Source organism: Xanthobacter agilis (assembly GCF_021730435.1).
Classification (GTDB): domain Bacteria; phylum Pseudomonadota; class Alphaproteobacteria; order Rhizobiales; family Xanthobacteraceae; genus Xanthobacter; species Xanthobacter agilis.
In genome coordinates this window covers 1-15,879 of record NZ_JABWGX010000006.1, presented here as the reverse complement: position 1 = coordinate 15,879, position 15,879 = coordinate 1, and the positions used below count along the sequence as shown (strand labels likewise).

The window sequence follows — 15,879 nt, the reverse complement described above, 5'->3', positions numbered from 1 at the left end:
GCGCCCGCTCTCATCGGCGAGTGGTGACGGCGCGCCTTCGACGCCGGCCACCGGAGCCGACCGGACCACATCCTGACCGCGCTCAGCGATTTTCCCGAGCCGTTCGCGCCGCCGGCGGGCGCGTGTCTGGCCTGTGCGCCGCGTGGGCGCGAACCGCCCGCACGATGCCAACCTGCGGGCCTAGGCCACGTCGGCGGGCGGCCCCGGCCCCGGCCCCGGACGAGTAGGCCGGACACCGCCAGCCGTGCCACGGCAGCGGCGGAACCGATTGGCGGCCTGTTGCCACACGGTTCCGAACGCCATCGGCATCCCAGCCGGCACCACCCCGCGCCGGCCGCCTCACAGGCCGTTCAGCAGGCGCTCCAGATAATCAAGCTCCACCTGCGGACGCTCCGGCTGCTCCAGGCGGCGGCGCAATTCCTCCAGCACCCGGCGGGCGCGCTGGGCGTCCACTTCGTCGGGCACCTTCACCGTGAAATCGTCGCCATAATCCTGGCTGCGCAGGGGGCGGCCAAGCGGGTCCGTGCGCTGGGCGCTCTCCTCGCCGGGGCCACCGGAACCGGCCTGCCCCTGGCTGCCGCGCTGACCTTCGGCCAGGGCCTGGGCGCCCTGCCGCAAGGATTGGAGGGCCCGGCCCTGGGCATCGAGCGAGGGTTGACCGGCGCCGCGGCCCAACGCCTCTTCCGCCTCGCGCATGGCCTGCTCGGCCCGGCCCAGCGCCGCGCCGGCGCGGTCGAGGGCCTCGGCCTGCGCGGCGTCGCCGTCTTCACCCGCTTCGCCGTCCTGCCCCTGCTGGCCGTTCTGCCCCTGCGGGCTGTTCTGTCCTTGCTGTCCTTGCTGTCCTTGCCGGCCCTGCTGGTATTGGCGCAGGGCATCGAGCATCTTGCCGAGGCGCTGGCGCAGCTCCTGCTGGCCCTGCTTCAGATCGTCGAAGCCGTCGCCATTCTGCTGGCCGTCCTTCTGGCCGGGCTCGCCGCGCCCCTGCTGCTGGCCCGGCTCCCGACCCAATTCCCGACCCTGGCGATAGGTGCGGTCGCGCAGGCGCTGCTGCTGCTGGATCATGCCACCGAGCTCGTTCTGCTGCTGCCCGTCCTGCCGGCCCGCCTGCCGATTGCCCGGGCGCATGTTCTCCATCATGGCCTGAAGCTCGTTGAGGAGCCGCTGCGCCGCCTCGCGATTGCCAGAACGGGCGAGATTCTCGATCTGGTCCATCATGCGCTGGATGTCCTGCGGGCGCACGATGCGGGTGTTGGGATCGAGCGGGCGGGCATCGGTGCCGCCGTCACGCCGCGACTGCTCGGCGAGCTGGCGCATCATCTTGTCCATGGCGGCGCGCAGATCCTGGGTAAGACGCTGGATCTCCTCGTCGCTGGCGCCGCGCTCCAGGGCCTCCCGCAATGCCTCCTGGGCCGCTTTCAGGGCCCGTTCGGCGGCGGTGAGGGTGCCGTCCTCGATCTCCACGGCGATGTCCCACAGATAATCCACGAGGGCCCGCAGGTCGTCGTCGTTGCGGGCGGTCCTCGCCCGCGCCAGCGCCGTGCGCAGGCCCAGATACTCGCCCGCCGGCGGCGCGAACTGCTCGGGAAAATCGGTGAGCGCGGTCAGGACATGGACCAGCCGGCGCCGGTGGCGCGCGTCGAAGGCGAGCAGCCGCCGCTCATCGATGAGGGCGCGCGCCAGGGGCTTGGTGAAGGGGCGCTGAGGCAGCCGCAGGGTGCGGGTGTCGCTGAAGCCCTCGTTGCCGGCCTCGTCACGGGCGCGCAGGGTGAGCGTCACGCTGGCGCCGGCCCAGGGATGAGCCAGAAGATCCTTGGTGGTCTGGGCCGCGCCCGACCGGCCGCCCGGCGGCAGCGACAGCTTCACCTCCGGCGGCGGCACCAATGGCTTGTCCGGAGCCCGCGGCGCGGGCGTGCCCGGACGCGGGAACAGGGGCGGTTCCGGCGGCACCGGCGCCAACAGGGCATCGGCCTCCTTCACCCCGTAGTCGTCGTCCACGCGATAGGCGAGCTGGAGCGCGTTGCGCGGGCCCGGCTGCGGCTCCTTGGCGAAGGCGATGGTGGGAGCCAAGTCCTGCACCACCTTGAAATGCCAGCTCACCCGCTGCTGGTCTGGTCCCGTGAAGCTCGCGTCCGCCGTGTCGCGGATGACGAAGCGGCGCTCGGCCGACGGATGCGCCGCTTCGGCGGCATCCGCCTTGGCCGGCGCGTCGTGTTCGGCCTCGGGGCTGATGCCGCCGTCGAGCTTCAGGGCGGACACGTCCACCCCGGCGCCGCGCACCACCAGCACGCTGCCGGCCGGCACCTGGAGCGCGGCGGCATTGAGGGTCGAGGGCTCGTCCCACCTCAAGCCCGGCAGCACCACCGGCGGCCGGCCGGTGTAGCCGGGCGGATCCACCCAGGCATCGAGGCGGAACGGCACCGGGGGCGTCAGCGCGTGCCAGTCGAAGGCGGCGCGGATGCGCGAAAGATGCTCGCCCGGCGCCATGAACACGGTCGCGACCAGCGCCAGCAGCGCCAGCGCGCGCAACGCATAGGGATCGCGCCGGGCAAGGCCGGGCGCCGGCAGACCGGCCCGCAGGCGGCCGGCGGCGGCCACGGCGCGAGACAGGTGCGCCCGCCACAGGGCGGCGCCGACCGGATCATCCGGCCGGGTGGCAAGGCTGTCGCACAAAGCGGTTGCCGGACGGTGCGCCACCGCGCTTCGGGCGTCGAGACGCGCCACGCCGTCCGCGTCGTCGGGCACCTCAAGGCGCACCAGCGGCAGGGCGGCGGCGGCGAACAGCACCACGAACAGACCGACCCCGATCATGCGCCCAAGCGTCGGCAGGTCCAGCCAGATTCCGGCGAACGAAAGAGCCAGGAACAGCGCACCCACGGCGAGCATCGCCGCAAGCCCGGGCCACGCCCGCTCCCACAACAGGGCCAGCCGGGCACGGCGCACGGCGCGCGCCAGCGTCTGCCGGGCGACCGCCTCGCGCGCGGCCTCCACCGGAACCTTGCGCTCTTCGTCTGCACGGGCCGAAGGCCGATTTGCCGGGCTCACGCCATCTCCTCAGCTTGGACCCGCAGGCCATGGCTCCGCGCCAGCTTATCACGCCCCGCCGCACGCACCAGCACGCCGGCGACCCGCGCCATTCACCTTGCGGTTCACACCGATTCCGGCGGAACGCCCGCCGGCACCGGCGTCCTTGCGGCGTCCGCCGTGGTCTTCGCAAATGCGGCGTCCGCCGCCTTGCTTCCGAATGCGGCATCCGCCGCTTTGCTTCCGAATGCGGCATCCGCCGCTTGCCCGATCTCGTCCGGGGAGAGGCCGAGCGCGCGCAGCGTCTCGCACATATGCGGCGGCAGCGGGGCGCTCACCGCCACCGGCGGCCCCTTCCTGGCCAGCGGCACCACGATGCGGCGTGAATGCAGGTGCAGCTTCGGTCCGCCGGGCAGGCGCGAGGCCCCGCCATAGATGGCGTCCCCCAGGATCGGCGCGCCGATGTGCGCAAGATGGGCGCGCAATTGGTGGGTCCGCCCGGTCAGCGGCGACAGGGCCAGCACGGCGATGCCCTCCCCCCGGTGGAGCACGCGATAGTCGGTGACCGCCTCCTGCGCCCCCGGCGTCCCCTTCGGCACCGCCTGCATCCACCAGCCGCGATGGGGCGAACGCTTGGCCAGGGGCTGGTCGATGCGGCCGCTGTCGCCCGCCGGCGCGCCGCGCGTGACCGCCACATAGGTCTTGTCCACCCCGCCCTCGGCGAACAGCTTGCCGAGCAGGGCCAGCGCCTTGGCATGGCGGCCCAGCACCAGGCAGCCGGAGGTGTCCTTGTCCAGCCGGTGGGCCAGCTCCGGACGTTTCGGCAGGCCGAAGCGCAGTCCGTCGAGCTGATCGGACAAGGTCTCCCCGCCCTTGGGCCCGGCGTGCACCGGCAGGCCGAACGGCTTGTCGATGACCAGCATCATGCCGTCGCGGTGGAGGATGCGCAGGCCGGTGGGCTCAGAGGGGTTCGGCACGGCTTCGGGCGAGGGCGTCATGGTGCAGCTCGGCGGCGGAGGGGGAAAAACAACAGAATACGACGCGGGCCACCCCGCCGGGACCCGCGGCGGCCTCCAGATGATCGAGCACCGCCGCCACCGCCAGCGGCGCCGCCCGCTCCGGCGGGAAACCATAGACCCCGGTGGAAATGGCCGGAAAGGCGACCGAGGACAAGCCCCCGGCCGCCGCCAGCGCCAGGCTGCGGCGATAGCAGGAAGCCAGCAGCTCGTCCTCCCCCGCCCCACCGCCGCGCCAGACCGGCCCCACGGTGTGGATAATCCACCGCGCCGGCAAGGCGAAGCCGGGGGTGATCCGCGCCTCGCCGGGCGGACAGCCGCCGAGGGCGCGGCAGCAGGCGAGCAGTTCCGGCCCCGCCGCCCGGTGGATGGCGCCATCCACCCCGCCGCCGCCCAGCAGCGAGGAATTGGCAGCGTTCACCACGGCGTCGAGGGCGAGGCGCGTGATGTCGCCCACGCGCACCTCAAGGCGCGCGCCGCCCCAGGCGAAGGCGGAGGTGGTCGAAGACGTCTGCGGCATGGCGGATCAGGCTCAAAACAACGCGAAGTGTCTTACGGGCTTCACATTCCATGTAATAGCCATTCAGGCTCTTTTCAGACCTCAAGGCACCTCACCATGGCTCACACGCGGAAAATCGAACGGCAGCTGCTCACCGACGCGGAGATGGAGTTCGTGGCCAAGGCCCGCCATCCGGCGCTCATGGAGCTGTCGGATTCCGACCTCCACACACTCATCACCCATCTGCGGGACCGGCGCGAGCGGGCGCTCACCATCGCCAACAACCAGCGCCGGGCCCTGCGCGGCAAAGGCGGACGCGGCGAGGTCACGTTCGAGAAGGCCGATTCGGGCAATCGCCAGAAGGCCTCCGTGCTGACCGACGCGCTCACCCGCGCCCGCCGCGAGGCCACCCGCCGGCAGGCCGAGGCCGCGCGCGAAGCCCTGATGGCCAACGCCCACCGCGCCATGGAACTGAAGCGCGACGCCAAGCGCGCCACCCGCCCCGCCACCCTGCCGCGCCCCCACGAAGGCGTGGCCAACAAGGCAAAGCGCCGCATCGACCGCTTCGGCTCGAGCTCCGGCGAGGCCGGTCGCGTCACCAAGTTTGTCGCCGTCGCCCAGGCCAAGAAGGATTCGCGCGGCGCCTGAGTCGCCCGGAGCTCCGGAGGCGGCGGCGCGCCGCTTCCGGTCCGGCTTCGGTCGACAATGGGATCTGTTCCGGCAATGCCGCAGGCTGCGGCCGTGTGCGCGCCGCCCAGGGATTCGGCATCTCCCGAATCTGCGATGCCCCAGATCCGGGCATGACCGGCACCGGGGCACGCTCCGGCATGCCGGCGAAAGACGACCCGCTCCGTGCCTTTAGTCGTCCGCCAGCTCCAGCCTGAGATCCAAGGTGGAGCGCCGGCCCAGATCGTCGAAATGGGTGTCGAGGAAGATCTCGGCGGAGGCCCGGCCCAGATCCCGCAGGTGCTGCAGGAAAGTCCATTCCGCATTGAGCTTGGAGGTGGAGTCGAGGGCCGCGAGCTGGTCCTCGCCGCCGATGCGGTGCAAGCGCACCCGCCGGTAGCTGGAGCCGCCCAGGGTCCAGCGGCTGATGAGCCCCTGCTCGATCAGCTTGGCCGCGTGGTCAATCGCGCGCAGTTGCGCCAGCAACGAGGCGTTGAAGGTGATCTCGTTGATTCGATTATGAATTTCAGCGGCGGTGTGCGGCGTGGTCATGCGCACCACCGGGTTGATCTGCACCAGCAGGATGTCGTCGGCATCCGCTTTCTCATAGAGCGGAAACAGCGGCGGATTACCCATGTAGCCGCCGTCCCAATAGGGCACGCCCTCGATCTCCACCGCCTGGAACATGAAGGGCAGGCAGGCCGAGGCCATCACCGCGTCGGCGGTCATCTCGCTGTGGCCGAAGATGCGGGCGCGGCCGGTGTGCACATTGGTGGCGGAGATGAACACCTTCACCTGCGAGCGCCGGAGCGCCTCAAAATCCACATGCGCCTCGATGATCTCGCGCAGCGGATTGATGTTCAGCGGGTTGAAGTCATAGGGCGAGAAGAAGCGCGAGGCGACTTCCAGCGCCAGATAGGCAGGGTTGTTCGCCAGCGACCAATTGCCCATGAGCCGGTCGAAGGCGCTGCGCTGGAGCGGCGACATGCGCCCGTCCCGCGACACGTCGCGCCAGAACTGGGTCAGGCCGTGCCGGGCCTCCTCCGGATCGTTCTTGGCGAGGCCGTTGGCCAGCACCACCGCATTCATGGCCCCGGCCGAGGTGCCGGAAATGCCGGAAATGCCGATGCGCTCATCCTGCAACAGACGGTCGATCACGCCCCAGGTGAAGGCGCCATGGGCGCCTCCACCCTGGAGCGCGAGCGAGATATGTTTTTTCTCGCCGTCACGACGGGTCATCCGCGATCGCCTCCTCAGCATGGGGCCCTCGAAGGGCTGGCCCAGGACCGCATCTCGACCCGCCGCGCCGCGGTCACTCCGCGACCCAGCCGCCGTCGATCTGCTGCATGGAGCCGGTGATGGAGCGGGCGTTGTCGGAAGCCAGGAACACCGCCAGCGCCGCCACTTCCTCCACCGTCACGAACTCCTTGGTGGGCTGGGCGGCGAGCAGCACGTCCTTCTTCACCTGCTCCTCCGTCATGCCGCGCGCCTTGGCGGTATCGGGAATCTGCTTCTCGACCAGGGGGGTCCAGACGTAGCCGGGGCAGATGGCGTTCACGGTGATGCCGAACTGCGCCGTTTCCAGGGCGGCGGTCTTGGTGAGGCCGGCGATGCCGTGCTTGGCCGAAACGTAGGCCGACTTGAAGGGCGAGGCCACCAGCGCATGCGCCGAGGCGGTGTTGATGATGCGGCCCCACTTGCGCGCCTTCATGCCGGGGATGGCCGCGCGCATGGCGAAGAAGGCCGCCGACAGGTTGATGGCGATGATCATGTTCCACTTGTCGATCGGGAACTCCTCGATCGGCGCCACATGCTGGATGCCGGCATTGTTCACCAGGATGTCGCAGGACCCGAGCTCGGTCTCCGCGAGCTTGATCATGCCCTCGATTTCTTCATGCTTCAGCATGTTGGCCGGGGAATACAGGCACTTCACGCCGAACTCGCTCTCGATCTTCGCGCGTTCGGTCTCGATGGCGGCCGCATCACCCAGGCCGTTGATCACGATGTTGGCGCCTTCCTTGGCGAAGGCGCGCGCATATGCGAGCCCGATGCCGCTGGTGGAACCGGTGACGACGGCGACCTTCCCTTTGATCATGGCTTTTCCCCAATCAGGCGCGGGTGATCCGGCACCTGTGCCGTCCACCCTCTAGCGGGCCGGTGTGACGATGCTGTCACGGCGCGGCACCCCGGAGGCCGCCGCGCGGCGCAGATTGCCCCGCCCGCTGCGGCAGCGCAATGCGCTGCTCCGCCTTGGCGGCACCCACCGCGTGTTCCATGGTTAAGGCCGGGCGATGGCGAAACCTCGAATGATGGACTAGATTTGACCGGTGAGCACCGAACCCGCCCCTAAAGAGCACCCCCCCGCGGACATCGCCGCCGACCACGACCACGCCCAGTGCGTCGCGACGGCGGTGGCGCGCATGGAGGCCTGCTGCGCCCACAAGGGGCTGCGGCTCACCGCGCTGCGCCGGAACGTGACGCGGTTGCTGGCCGCGAGCCACACCCCGCTCGGGGCCTACGAGATCGTGGAGCAACTGGCGGCGGCGGGGGAAAGCTCCCCGCCCATGTCGGTCTACCGGGCCCTCGACTTCCTGGTGGCGGAGGGGCTTGCCCACCGCATCGAGAGCCGCAACGCCTTCCTCGCCTGCGCCCATCCCCATGATGCGGACGAGGTGGTGGTGTTCCTCATCTGCGAGCGCTGCGGGCTGACGCGGGAAGTCGCCGCCCACGCGGTAGGGCGCGACCTCGCCTGGGCCGCCCGTGCCGCCGGCTTCACGCCGCGCCAGCGGGTGCTGGAAGTGGCCGGCCTGTGCGCCCACTGCCGCGCGGCGGAAACCACCGCGAAGCCGGTCGAGCCCCCCGCCTCCGGCGCCTGACCGCCGGCGCCGGCCCCACCGGACGGTTGACGCTGAACGGCCGGCGGCCTACCTCGAAGGCAGCGATGGCCGCCGTGCCGATCGAGGATCCCCGCCCCATGACCGCGCCCCTCACCCCCGCGCCCCTCACCTCCGCGCCCCTCACCCCCGCGCCCGCCAACACCGCGCCCGTGGTCCCCGCCGAGCTGCTGGAGGCCGGGCCCGCGCCGCGCCGCGCCACGGTAAGCGTCGCCGTGGGCAAGGTGAGGGTGGGCGGCGGCGCGCCGGTGGTGGTGCAGTCCATGACCAATACCGACACCGCCGACATCGCGGCATCGGTGGCGCAGGTGGCGGCGCTCGCCCGCGCCGGGTCGGAGCTGGTGCGCCTCACCGTGGACCGGGACGAGGCCGCAGCCGCCATTCCCCACATCAAGGAAAAGCTGTTGGCGCGCGGCATCGACGTACCGCTGGTGGGGGATTTCCATTACATCGGCCACAGACTGTTGGCCGATCATCCGGCCTGCGCCGAGGCGCTCGACAAATACCGCATCAATCCCGGCAATGTGGGCTTCGGCGACAAGAAGGACCGGCAGTTCGCCGCCATCGTCGAGACCGCGATCCGCCACGACAAGCCGGTGCGCATCGGCGCCAACTGGGGGTCCCTCGACCAGGAGCTGCTGACCGCCCTCATGGACGAAAACTCCCGCCTGCCCCGTCCGGCGGAAGCGCGCGCCGTCACCCGCGAAGCACTGGTGCGCTCGGCATTGCTGTCGGCGGGCCTCGCGGAAGAGATCGGCCTTCAGCGCAGCCGCATCATCCTGTCCGCCAAGGTTTCGGCGGTGCAGGACCTCGTCGCCGTCTATTCGGAGCTGGCCCGCCGCTCCGATTACGCCCTGCATCTCGGCCTCACCGAGGCGGGCATGGGCTCCAAGGGCATCGTCGCCTCCACCGCGGCCATGGGCGTGGTGCTCCAGCAGGGCATCGGCGACACCATCCGCGTGTCGCTCACCCCCGAGCCCAACGGCGACCGCACCCGCGAGGTGCAGGTGGCGCAGGAAATCCTCCAGACCATGGGGCTGCGCACCTTCGTGCCGCTGGTGGCGGCCTGCCCCGGCTGCGGCCGCACCACCTCCACCGTGTTCCAGGAGCTGGCGCAGAGCGTCCAGACCATGATCCGCGACGCGATGCCGGCCTGGAAGGCGCGCTATCCCGGCGTCGAGACCCTCAGCGTGGCGGTCATGGGCTGCATCGTGAACGGTCCCGGCGAATCCAAGCACGCCGATATCGGCATCTCCCTGCCCGGCACCGGCGAAACCCCCTCCGCCCCCGTCTTCATCGACGGCAAGAAGGTGGCGACCCTGCGCGGCGCCCATATCCAGGAGGAGTTCCGCCAAATGGTGGAGGTCTATGTGGCACAGCGTTTCGGTGCTCCCGGCGGCAAGGCGCCGGCGGATGCCGCGGAATAAGCGGCATCAACGGTACCTAGCTCCCCGACGTTACCAAAATTTCATGCGGCGGCGCCCTACCCCCGCCGTGCTCGGCTGCTCATATGCGATCCGGTTCAACCACCGGAGGCGGAGATGACCCCCGAGGAACGTGCCCTGATCGACGGCCTTTTCGACCGCATGCGGGAATTCGAGAACGCGCCGCGAGACGCCGAGGCGGAGGCGCTTATCGCGCGCCGCATCGCCATGGCACCTCACGCGCCCTACGCGCTCGCCCAGAGCGTGCTGGTCCAGGAACATGCCCTGCAGCAGGCCTATGCCCGCGTGCAGGAGCTGGAAGCCCAGCTTCAGGACGCCGAAGCCCGCGCCCAGGCCGCGAGCCAGCAGGCGGCGCAGCCCGCGTCCGGCGGCTTCCTCGGCGGCCTGTTCGGCGGCGGGCGTTCGTCGGTTCCCGCCGCGGGCTCGCGCGTGCCCAATGAGCCGGCGGCCACCCCCGCCGGCTATGGACAGCAGGGCTATGGCCAGCAAGGCTACGGCCAGCCCCAAGGTTACCCCCCGCAAGGCTATCCGCAGCAGGGTGGCTATCCGCAACAGGGTTATGGCCAGCAAGGCTATGCCCAGCCCGGCCAGCAGCCGGGTGGCCCCTGGGGTCAGCAGCCGGCCATGCAGCAGCGCGGCGGCTTCGGCGGCGGCGGCTTCCTGCAGGGCGCGCTGGCGACGGCGGCGGGTGTCGCGGGCGGCGCTCTGCTGTTCGACGGCATCAAGAACATGATGTCCGGCGGCGAAGGGGCCATCGCCCAGTCGGCGGCGGAAGCCATCAAGCCGGCCACCGACGCCGCCAGCGGCTTCGGCGACCTGGGCGGTACCGCCCAGCAGGCCCTTGGCGGCCAGTCGCCCGCCGACATCTGGAATGGCGACCAGCAACTGGCCAACAATGACGACGGCGGCTGGGATGCCGGCGGCGGCGACGACAGCGACTGGACCTGAGTTCAAGGCGCGGCCGGCGCGCCGGCCCGTCTTCCCGAGCGTGTCCTGACCCGAACGGTCTGCGCTTCGCTCGAAGAGGCTCAGGACCCGCATTCCGCCAGGAACCACGGCCACCGGCAGGCGCTCTCCTGCCGGTGGCCGTCGCCGTTTCGCGCCCTGCTTCGGCGCTTGTCACGCTTCATGCCATCGGCCCGGTCTTTGACCGGCGCCAGGTGGGCACGCCCGAGCGCCGCGCAGGCTTTGCCAAGGGCACATGGCGTCAGCCGATGGCCGCGCGCATGTAGATGCCGCGCGCGGGATGCGCCCCGGTTTCGCGGCCGGATCACCGGGCCGGCGACCCTTGATCTTGAGCCGGCGGCGCATGATACCCTTGGGGATGATCCGCGATCCCATCTCCCGCACCTGCGCCATGGCGCGCCGCCCGGTGGCCGCCGGCGTGCCCGGCCGTGGCGGGATCGCACCCGCAGGGCATGGCGCGGTCGGCGCCGCGTTTTCCCCGCCCCCCCGTCCGCGGCGCCGCCCATGACCCCCTTCGGCCGGCGGATGCGTGAGCTGCGGGCGGCGCGGACCGTCACCCTGACCGACATGGCCCACGCTTTGGGCGTGACCCCCACCTATCTCTCGGCCCTTGAGACCGGCAAGCGCGGCCGGCCCACCTGGGCCATGGTCCAACGCATCATCGCCTATTTCAACGTGATCTGGGACGAGGCCGAGGAGCTGCAGCGGCTGGCCGAGCTGTCACAGCCGAAGGTCACCGTGGACACCTCCGGCCTGAGCCCGGAGGCCACCGAGCTTGCAAACCTATTGGCCCAGGACATCCGTCACCTGCCGCCGGAAGCCGTCGCCGAATTGCTCGGCCGCCTCAAGATCCTGCGCAAGCGCGCCTGAGCCGGCGGCGCCGGCGGACATGGGTCACGCCATGTGGTGCGTGCCGGCGGCGCGCGCGCTCCCTTCGCGCCGCGCCCCCTGCTCCCAGGACTGCTTCTTGCGGTAGAGGGTGGACGGGCTGAGATCAAGGGCGGCGGCGGCCAGCGCGATATTGCCCTGGAACGCGGCGATGGCCCCCTCAATGGCCCGCCGCTCGGTGACGGCCAGGGGCTCCACCTTCGCGGCCGCATCGTCCGATGGCGACGGGCATCCTTCCGCCAGGGACACGCCGGCGTCCGCCGCCGGCTCGGGCGCGTTGATGACCGGCACGGCCATGCGATCCTCGGCGAACAGCGCCGGCGACAGCACCCCGCCTTCGCTCAGCACCACCGCCCGCCGCATGAGGTTCTGCAATTCGCGCACGTTGCCCCGCCACTGGCGGCGCAGCAGCACTGCGCAGACATCGGCCGTGAGGCGCGGCAGCGGCCGGCCTTCCTCGCCCGCGAAGCGCGCCAGGAACGCCTCGGCCAGCCGGATCACGTCGTCGCCCCGCTCCCGCAGCGGGGGCAGGTGCAGGTTCAGCACATGCAGGCGGTAGAACAGGTCCTCGCGCAGCCGGCCGGCCTTCACCTCGGCCACCGGATCGCGATTGGTGGCACACACGATGCGCACGTCCACCTGCCGCTCATGTCCCTCGCCGATCCGCCGCACCTTGCCGTCTTGAAGGAACCGCAGGAGCTTGGATTGCAGGGCGAGATCCATCTCGCCGATCTCGTCGAGGAACAAGGTGCCGCCGTCCGCCAGCTCCGCCGCGCCGGCCCGGTCCGCATGGGCGCCGGTGAAGGCGCCGCGGGCGTGGCCGAAAATCTCGCTTTCCATCAGCTCGCGGGGGATGGCACCGCAATTGAGGGCATGGAACGGCGCCGTATGCCGCGGCGAGCGGGCATGAACCGCGCTGGCCGCCAGTTCCTTGCCGGTGCCGCTCTCCCCCGTCACGAACACCGGGGCCCGCGAGGGCGCCACCCGGTTGATCCGCTCATAAAGCTGGAGCATGGGCGCGGACCGGCCGAGGAAGCCGTAGAAATCGCCGTTCTGCGCCGTGGGCGAGGGGCGGCGATCCTCGCGCAGCGCGCGCCGGCGCTCGGGCCGTCCGCCGGGCGCCGTCAACAGGCGCTCCACCACGTCCTCCGCCTTGACCGGCTTCAGCACCACATCGTCGGCCCCGGCCCGCATGGCGGCGACCGCGCCCGCCACCGAACCCTGTGCCAGCGACACCACCAGGGTGCCGGTGAGGCCCGCCGCGCGCAGCCGCGCCACGATCGCCTCCTCCCCCTGGGGCACGCAGATCAGGGCGGCGTCGCAGTTCGCGCTCGCGGTGAAGGCCGCATCGAGCCCCTCAACCTCGATCATGTTCAGCACACCGCGCCGCGCCAGGGCGGCGCGCATCATGCGCCGCAGGGCCGGATCGGGATCGCAGACGAGGACGCGTGTGCTCTGGACAGGTCGGACAGCAGTCATTTCGGCACGTCGGAGCGAAGGGCAGCTGGCGGCCAAATTGCCTCGCGGCCCGTAAACAAACCTTTGCCCCGCCGGGGCGGCCTTTCGCAAGCCCAACGAACGACGGTCACCCGCGTGGGCGCTTGCCGGTCGCGGCCTCCTGCGAGAGGCCGGCGCTTTCCAGCGCGGTCAGCGCCCGCTCCGAGGCCACCGGCGCCGGCAGCAGATGACGCACCATCCGGCGCACCGCCTCGGGCCCGCCGCCCTCCAGATGGGCCAGGCTGCGCACCGCCTCGCGTTCGTCGCTGTCGCGATCGAGGGCATGCAGGGCGAGGGCCAGCGCCAGCCGGTTGCCGGGATTGGGGTGCATCCGCAGCTGCGGCACCAGGGCCTGGGCGGAAAACGGATCATCCCGCAGAAAGGCGGCGATGGCGAGATAGGTCTCTTGCAGCGGCGAGCGGGCGGCTCCGTGGGTGCGGGCCGACAGCAGCAGCGTCTCGCCCTCCGCCACCCGGCCGGCACCGATGAAGACCATGCCCATCGAGGCGGCAATGTCGTGATCGAGCGGATTGAGGCGCAGCGCCTGTTCCGCGGTCGCGCTGGCGGCCTCGGTCTCGCCCACGAACAGTTGCACCAGGGCGAGCGTGCGCGCCGCATAGGCGCTGGCGGGCGCGAGATCCACCGCCAGTTCGGCTTCGTGCAGCATCTCCGCAACCCGTTCCGGCGGGAGCGACGCGACCGGATCACCCATGCCCTCGTCGAGCATGGCGGCGGCCCGCACCGCATGGCCGAGGGCGAACTCGCCGTCGCGGTTGACAAGCTGGGTCAGGCAGGCGCGGGGCACCGCGCTCGATGCCGAACCGTCGTTGCGCAGCACCGCGAACGCCTCCGCGATGCAGCCGAAGCCCGACGCCGGGGCATGGGCCAGCGCCTGCGAACGCGCCCGCACCGAGACCACGCCGTAACTTTCCAGAAGCGCGGCCGCGACTTCCCCCACCACCCGCTGTTCGGCGTCGCCGGGCGTCGTGCTCCTCAGCCCTTCGATGGCATGCGACCAGACGATGATGCCCTCGCACCGATCGGTGAGATGGACCAGCAGCGCATAGGTGCCGTCCTCCCGCGCCTCGGCCAAACCGCCGAGGGAGAATACCGATCGCGGCCGGCGCGCGCTGCATTCGCGCGCCGCGACATCGCCGTGCGGACTGCCGGCGCGCACCTCCACGAAATCGAACTGGGCGAAGCTGTCCCGCAGCCGTTCCTCGATGCCGTGCAGGTCGCCGCGGGACGGACCGCGCCCGTCGCTGGCCTCGAGGTTGCCCACCTCGATGATGGGCAGCCGCACCCGATCGGCCATCGACGGCCGCGCCCCCAGCCACGCCTGCACCGGCGCCGGCAGGTCCAGATTGTCCATCAGGCGGAACGCCGTGCCGGTCAGAAGCACGCCCGCCACCGCCGCTGCCGCCGCAAGGCGCACCGCGCCCAGCTTCCGCCGCACCGGCGGCGGGGGATCAAGCTCCACCGCGCCCGGCTCGGCCCCTGCCTGCGGCTCCGGAGGGAGAACCGGCTCGGGCGGCGGCGCGGCCGGCGCGCTGGCCCGCCGATCCTCGAACTGCGGGACATAGCCGCCTTTCGGAATATGGATCAGGAGCGGATCGGCCAGACCGATGGTGTTGTAATAATTCTGCAAGGCGCGGCGCAGGCGGGTGGCCTCGACGCGGACGATGGGATCGGCTTGGGGATCGAAGGTGGGCGCGCGGCCGAGGGCTTCCACCGCGATGGTATAGCCCTTGATCTGCTCCGCGCGGCCGGCCAGCGTGGCCTCCACCACATAGCGCAGGAACGCCGCGAGACGCGGCGAGGTGCACAGATCCGCGGAGGCCAGCACCCGGGCGAGCGCCGCCCGAACCTCTCTCTCCCATTCGGAAGACGGATCGCCGTCCGACGTGTCTTCGGATGCGGCGGCGCCGCTCTCGGGCTCCGGCGGAACGGTCGCGGCGCTCTCCTCGCAAGCCGCGCATGCGGGTGCCTCCGCCGTTGACGGATCATTGATTGGTAAGCTGTTGCCGGCATTCCCCTCGGTCATGGAGCCTTTGTCCGTCAGAACCGATGCGCGTGCAAGAGGGGAGGCCCCATGGCCCGGCGTTTCCCGCGCGCAGCGCCGGCCGTAGCTTGCCGATCGGGGCGGCCGAAACAAGGCGACGCGGTCGCAAGGCGGGGCGCCGGCTGCGCCTTGCGATGGTTCTCCGCCGCGGCACGCGGTCGCCACCGCGCGTGGAAACGCCGCGCCGGGATTTTCATGCAAAGCGGCTCCAATGCGCATGAAAAGCGCATGAAATCCAAATCTTACAGGGAATGATGGGAGCCTGCGCGCGCGAAGAACGCCCTAAATGTAGCCCGCAAGGGTGAGCGCGGCAACGATGACGAGGAGCACCGCGGCGACACCGCCCGGTCCGTAGCCCCAGCGCTCGCTGTACCCCCAGGTGGGCAGCGCCGCCACGGTCAGCACCACCAACACGATGATGAGAACCGCCGCCATCGGAGCCTCCTTCCAGGCACCAAAGGCGTCACCATGACCCGCCGCCCTCGCGGCCCCATGTTCCCATGGGCCTGCGCGGGGCGAAAGCGAAAACGCTCCGGAACGCGGGCGGGCATGCGCCGAAAGTGGAATTCTACCCCCGACGGCTCCGCCCTAACGTGCGCCGCGCACGACGACTGACAGCGAAGGGCAGGGCCATGGGACAGCCGCTCAAGGGTCGAAATGAGGAGGCCCTGGTTCCGCTGCTCTCCCTCGTCGCCAGCACCGCCCTCGTTCTGATCGTGCTGCTCGCGCCGTCCTGAGCCCCATCCCTTCAGCAGCCGAAAAAAAAAGCCCGGCCAGACGGCCGGGCTTTCTCATCGCATCCTACCGACCAGAGCGATGGGCTCAGGCCTGGAAGGGGTGCTTGACGATATCGCGCTTTTCGGTTGCTTCCTTGGCGGAAGGCTCACCCTTGACGGCGCGGGCGATGGACAGCTTTGTGGCCTCG

12 protein-coding genes and 1 pseudogene are annotated in these 15,879 nt (G+C 71.0%); 5 read left to right on the top strand and 8 right to left on the bottom strand.

Annotation, left to right across the window (positions count from 1 at the left end; genetic code table 11):
• Positions 1-339: 339 nt before the first annotated feature.
• The 3 genes and pseudogenes from HUW53_RS05655 to HUW53_RS05645 all read right to left on the bottom strand — a co-directional run bounded on the left by HUW53_RS05655 (position 340) and on the right by HUW53_RS05645 (position 4,557).
• Positions 340-3,042, bottom strand: coding sequence for a TIGR02302 family protein (locus tag HUW53_RS05655; protein WP_237344784.1), 2,703 nt, complete (start codon positions 3,040-3,042; stop codon positions 340-342).
• Positions 3,043-3,308: 266 nt separating this feature from the next.
• Positions 3,309-4,019, bottom strand: a pseudogene (locus tag HUW53_RS05650) (RluA family pseudouridine synthase); the annotation flags it as partial.
• Positions 3,982-4,557: an O-acetyl-ADP-ribose deacetylase gene (locus HUW53_RS05645; protein WP_237344783.1), complete on the bottom strand. Its 576-nt coding sequence runs from the start codon at positions 4,555-4,557 to the stop codon at positions 3,982-3,984. The pseudogene HUW53_RS05650 and the gene HUW53_RS05645, both read right to left, overlap by 38 nt.
• Before the next feature lie 96 nt (positions 4,558-4,653).
• Between HUW53_RS05645 and HUW53_RS05640 the strand changes: the two genes are divergently transcribed.
• Complete coding sequence (locus HUW53_RS05640; RefSeq protein ID WP_237344782.1) at positions 4,654-5,184, top strand: hypothetical protein; 531 nt, start codon at positions 4,654-4,656, stop codon at positions 5,182-5,184.
• A gap of 210 nt (positions 5,185-5,394) precedes the next feature.
• On the opposite strand, the gene HUW53_RS05635 is transcribed toward HUW53_RS05640, so the two are convergent.
• Together HUW53_RS05635 and HUW53_RS05630 are read right to left on the bottom strand one after the other, a co-directional pair.
• Positions 5,395-6,441, bottom strand: a complete 1,047-nt coding sequence (locus tag HUW53_RS05635) for a patatin-like phospholipase family protein (RefSeq protein ID WP_237344781.1) — start codon at positions 6,439-6,441, stop codon at positions 5,395-5,397.
• Positions 6,442-6,514: 73 nt separating this feature from the next.
• Entirely contained in the window at positions 6,515-7,297 is a 783-nt protein-coding gene (locus HUW53_RS05630; RefSeq protein WP_237344780.1) for a 3-hydroxybutyrate dehydrogenase, read from the bottom strand.
• A gap of 232 nt (positions 7,298-7,529) precedes the next feature.
• Between HUW53_RS05630 and HUW53_RS05625 the strand changes: the two genes are divergently transcribed.
• The 4 genes from HUW53_RS05625 to HUW53_RS05610 all read left to right on the top strand — a co-directional run bounded on the left by HUW53_RS05625 (position 7,530) and on the right by HUW53_RS05610 (position 11,377).
• Positions 7,530-8,078, top strand: coding sequence for a Fur family transcriptional regulator (locus HUW53_RS05625; RefSeq protein ID WP_237344779.1), 549 nt, complete (start codon positions 7,530-7,532; stop codon positions 8,076-8,078).
• A gap of 98 nt (positions 8,079-8,176) precedes the next feature.
• A complete protein-coding gene (gene ispG / locus HUW53_RS05620; RefSeq protein WP_237344778.1) occupies positions 8,177-9,523 on the top strand; it encodes a flavodoxin-dependent (E)-4-hydroxy-3-methylbut-2-enyl-diphosphate synthase in 1,347 nt (448 codons plus the stop codon).
• A 114-nt stretch (positions 9,524-9,637) separates the two neighbouring features.
• Positions 9,638-10,489, top strand: a complete 852-nt coding sequence (locus HUW53_RS05615) for a DUF2076 domain-containing protein (protein ID WP_237344777.1) — start codon at positions 9,638-9,640, stop codon at positions 10,487-10,489.
• A gap of 522 nt (positions 10,490-11,011) precedes the next feature.
• The gene (locus HUW53_RS05610) at positions 11,012-11,377 is read left to right on the top strand and encodes a helix-turn-helix domain-containing protein (RefSeq protein WP_237344776.1); all 366 of its coding nucleotides are present in this window, start codon (positions 11,012-11,014) and stop codon (positions 11,375-11,377) included.
• A 24-nt stretch (positions 11,378-11,401) separates the two neighbouring features.
• Here HUW53_RS05610 and HUW53_RS05605 read toward each other — a convergent pair whose 3' ends face one another.
• The 3 genes from HUW53_RS05605 to HUW53_RS05595 form a co-directional block, all read right to left on the bottom strand.
• Positions 11,402-12,874 (bottom strand): sigma-54-dependent transcriptional regulator, encoded by a 1,473-nt coding sequence (locus tag HUW53_RS05605; protein ID WP_237344775.1) that lies wholly within the window; start codon positions 12,872-12,874, stop codon positions 11,402-11,404.
• Between the two features lie 106 nt (positions 12,875-12,980).
• The gene (locus tag HUW53_RS05600; protein ID WP_237344774.1) at positions 12,981-14,936 is read right to left on the bottom strand and encodes a tetratricopeptide repeat protein; all 1,956 of its coding nucleotides are present in this window, start codon (positions 14,934-14,936) and stop codon (positions 12,981-12,983) included.
• Between the two features lie 300 nt (positions 14,937-15,236).
• A complete protein-coding gene (locus HUW53_RS05595; protein WP_237344773.1) occupies positions 15,237-15,389 on the bottom strand; it encodes a DUF3309 family protein in 153 nt (50 codons plus the stop codon).
• Between the last annotated feature and the right edge of the window lie 490 nt (positions 15,390-15,879).

What these genes read in the sequence shown, in the direction of transcription:
- HUW53_RS05645 (WP_237344783.1), bottom strand. Translation starts at nt 4,557, where the DNA reads ATGCCGCAGACGTCTTCGACCACCTCCGCCTTCGCCTGGGGCGGCGCG.
- HUW53_RS05640 (WP_237344782.1), top strand. Translation starts at nt 4,654, where the DNA reads ATGGCTCACACGCGGAAAATCGAACGGCAGCTGCTCACCGACGCGGAG.
- HUW53_RS05635 (WP_237344781.1), bottom strand. Translation starts at nt 6,441, where the DNA reads ATGACCCGTCGTGACGGCGAGAAAAAACATATCTCGCTCGCGCTCCAG.
- HUW53_RS05630 (WP_237344780.1), bottom strand. Translation starts at nt 7,297, where the DNA reads ATGATCAAAGGGAAGGTCGCCGTCGTCACCGGTTCCACCAGCGGCATC.
- ispG (WP_237344778.1), top strand. Translation starts at nt 8,177, where the DNA reads ATGACCGCGCCCCTCACCCCCGCGCCCCTCACCTCCGCGCCCCTCACC.
- HUW53_RS05615 (WP_237344777.1), top strand. Translation starts at nt 9,638, where the DNA reads ATGACCCCCGAGGAACGTGCCCTGATCGACGGCCTTTTCGACCGCATG.
- HUW53_RS05610 (WP_237344776.1), top strand. Translation starts at nt 11,012, where the DNA reads ATGACCCCCTTCGGCCGGCGGATGCGTGAGCTGCGGGCGGCGCGGACC.
- HUW53_RS05605 (WP_237344775.1), bottom strand. Translation starts at nt 12,874, where the DNA reads ATGACTGCTGTCCGACCTGTCCAGAGCACACGCGTCCTCGTCTGCGAT.
- HUW53_RS05600 (WP_237344774.1), bottom strand. Translation starts at nt 14,936, where the DNA reads ATGACCGAGGGGAATGCCGGCAACAGCTTACCAATCAATGATCCGTCA.
- HUW53_RS05595 (WP_237344773.1), bottom strand. Translation starts at nt 15,389, where the DNA reads ATGGCGGCGGTTCTCATCATCGTGTTGGTGGTGCTGACCGTGGCGGCG.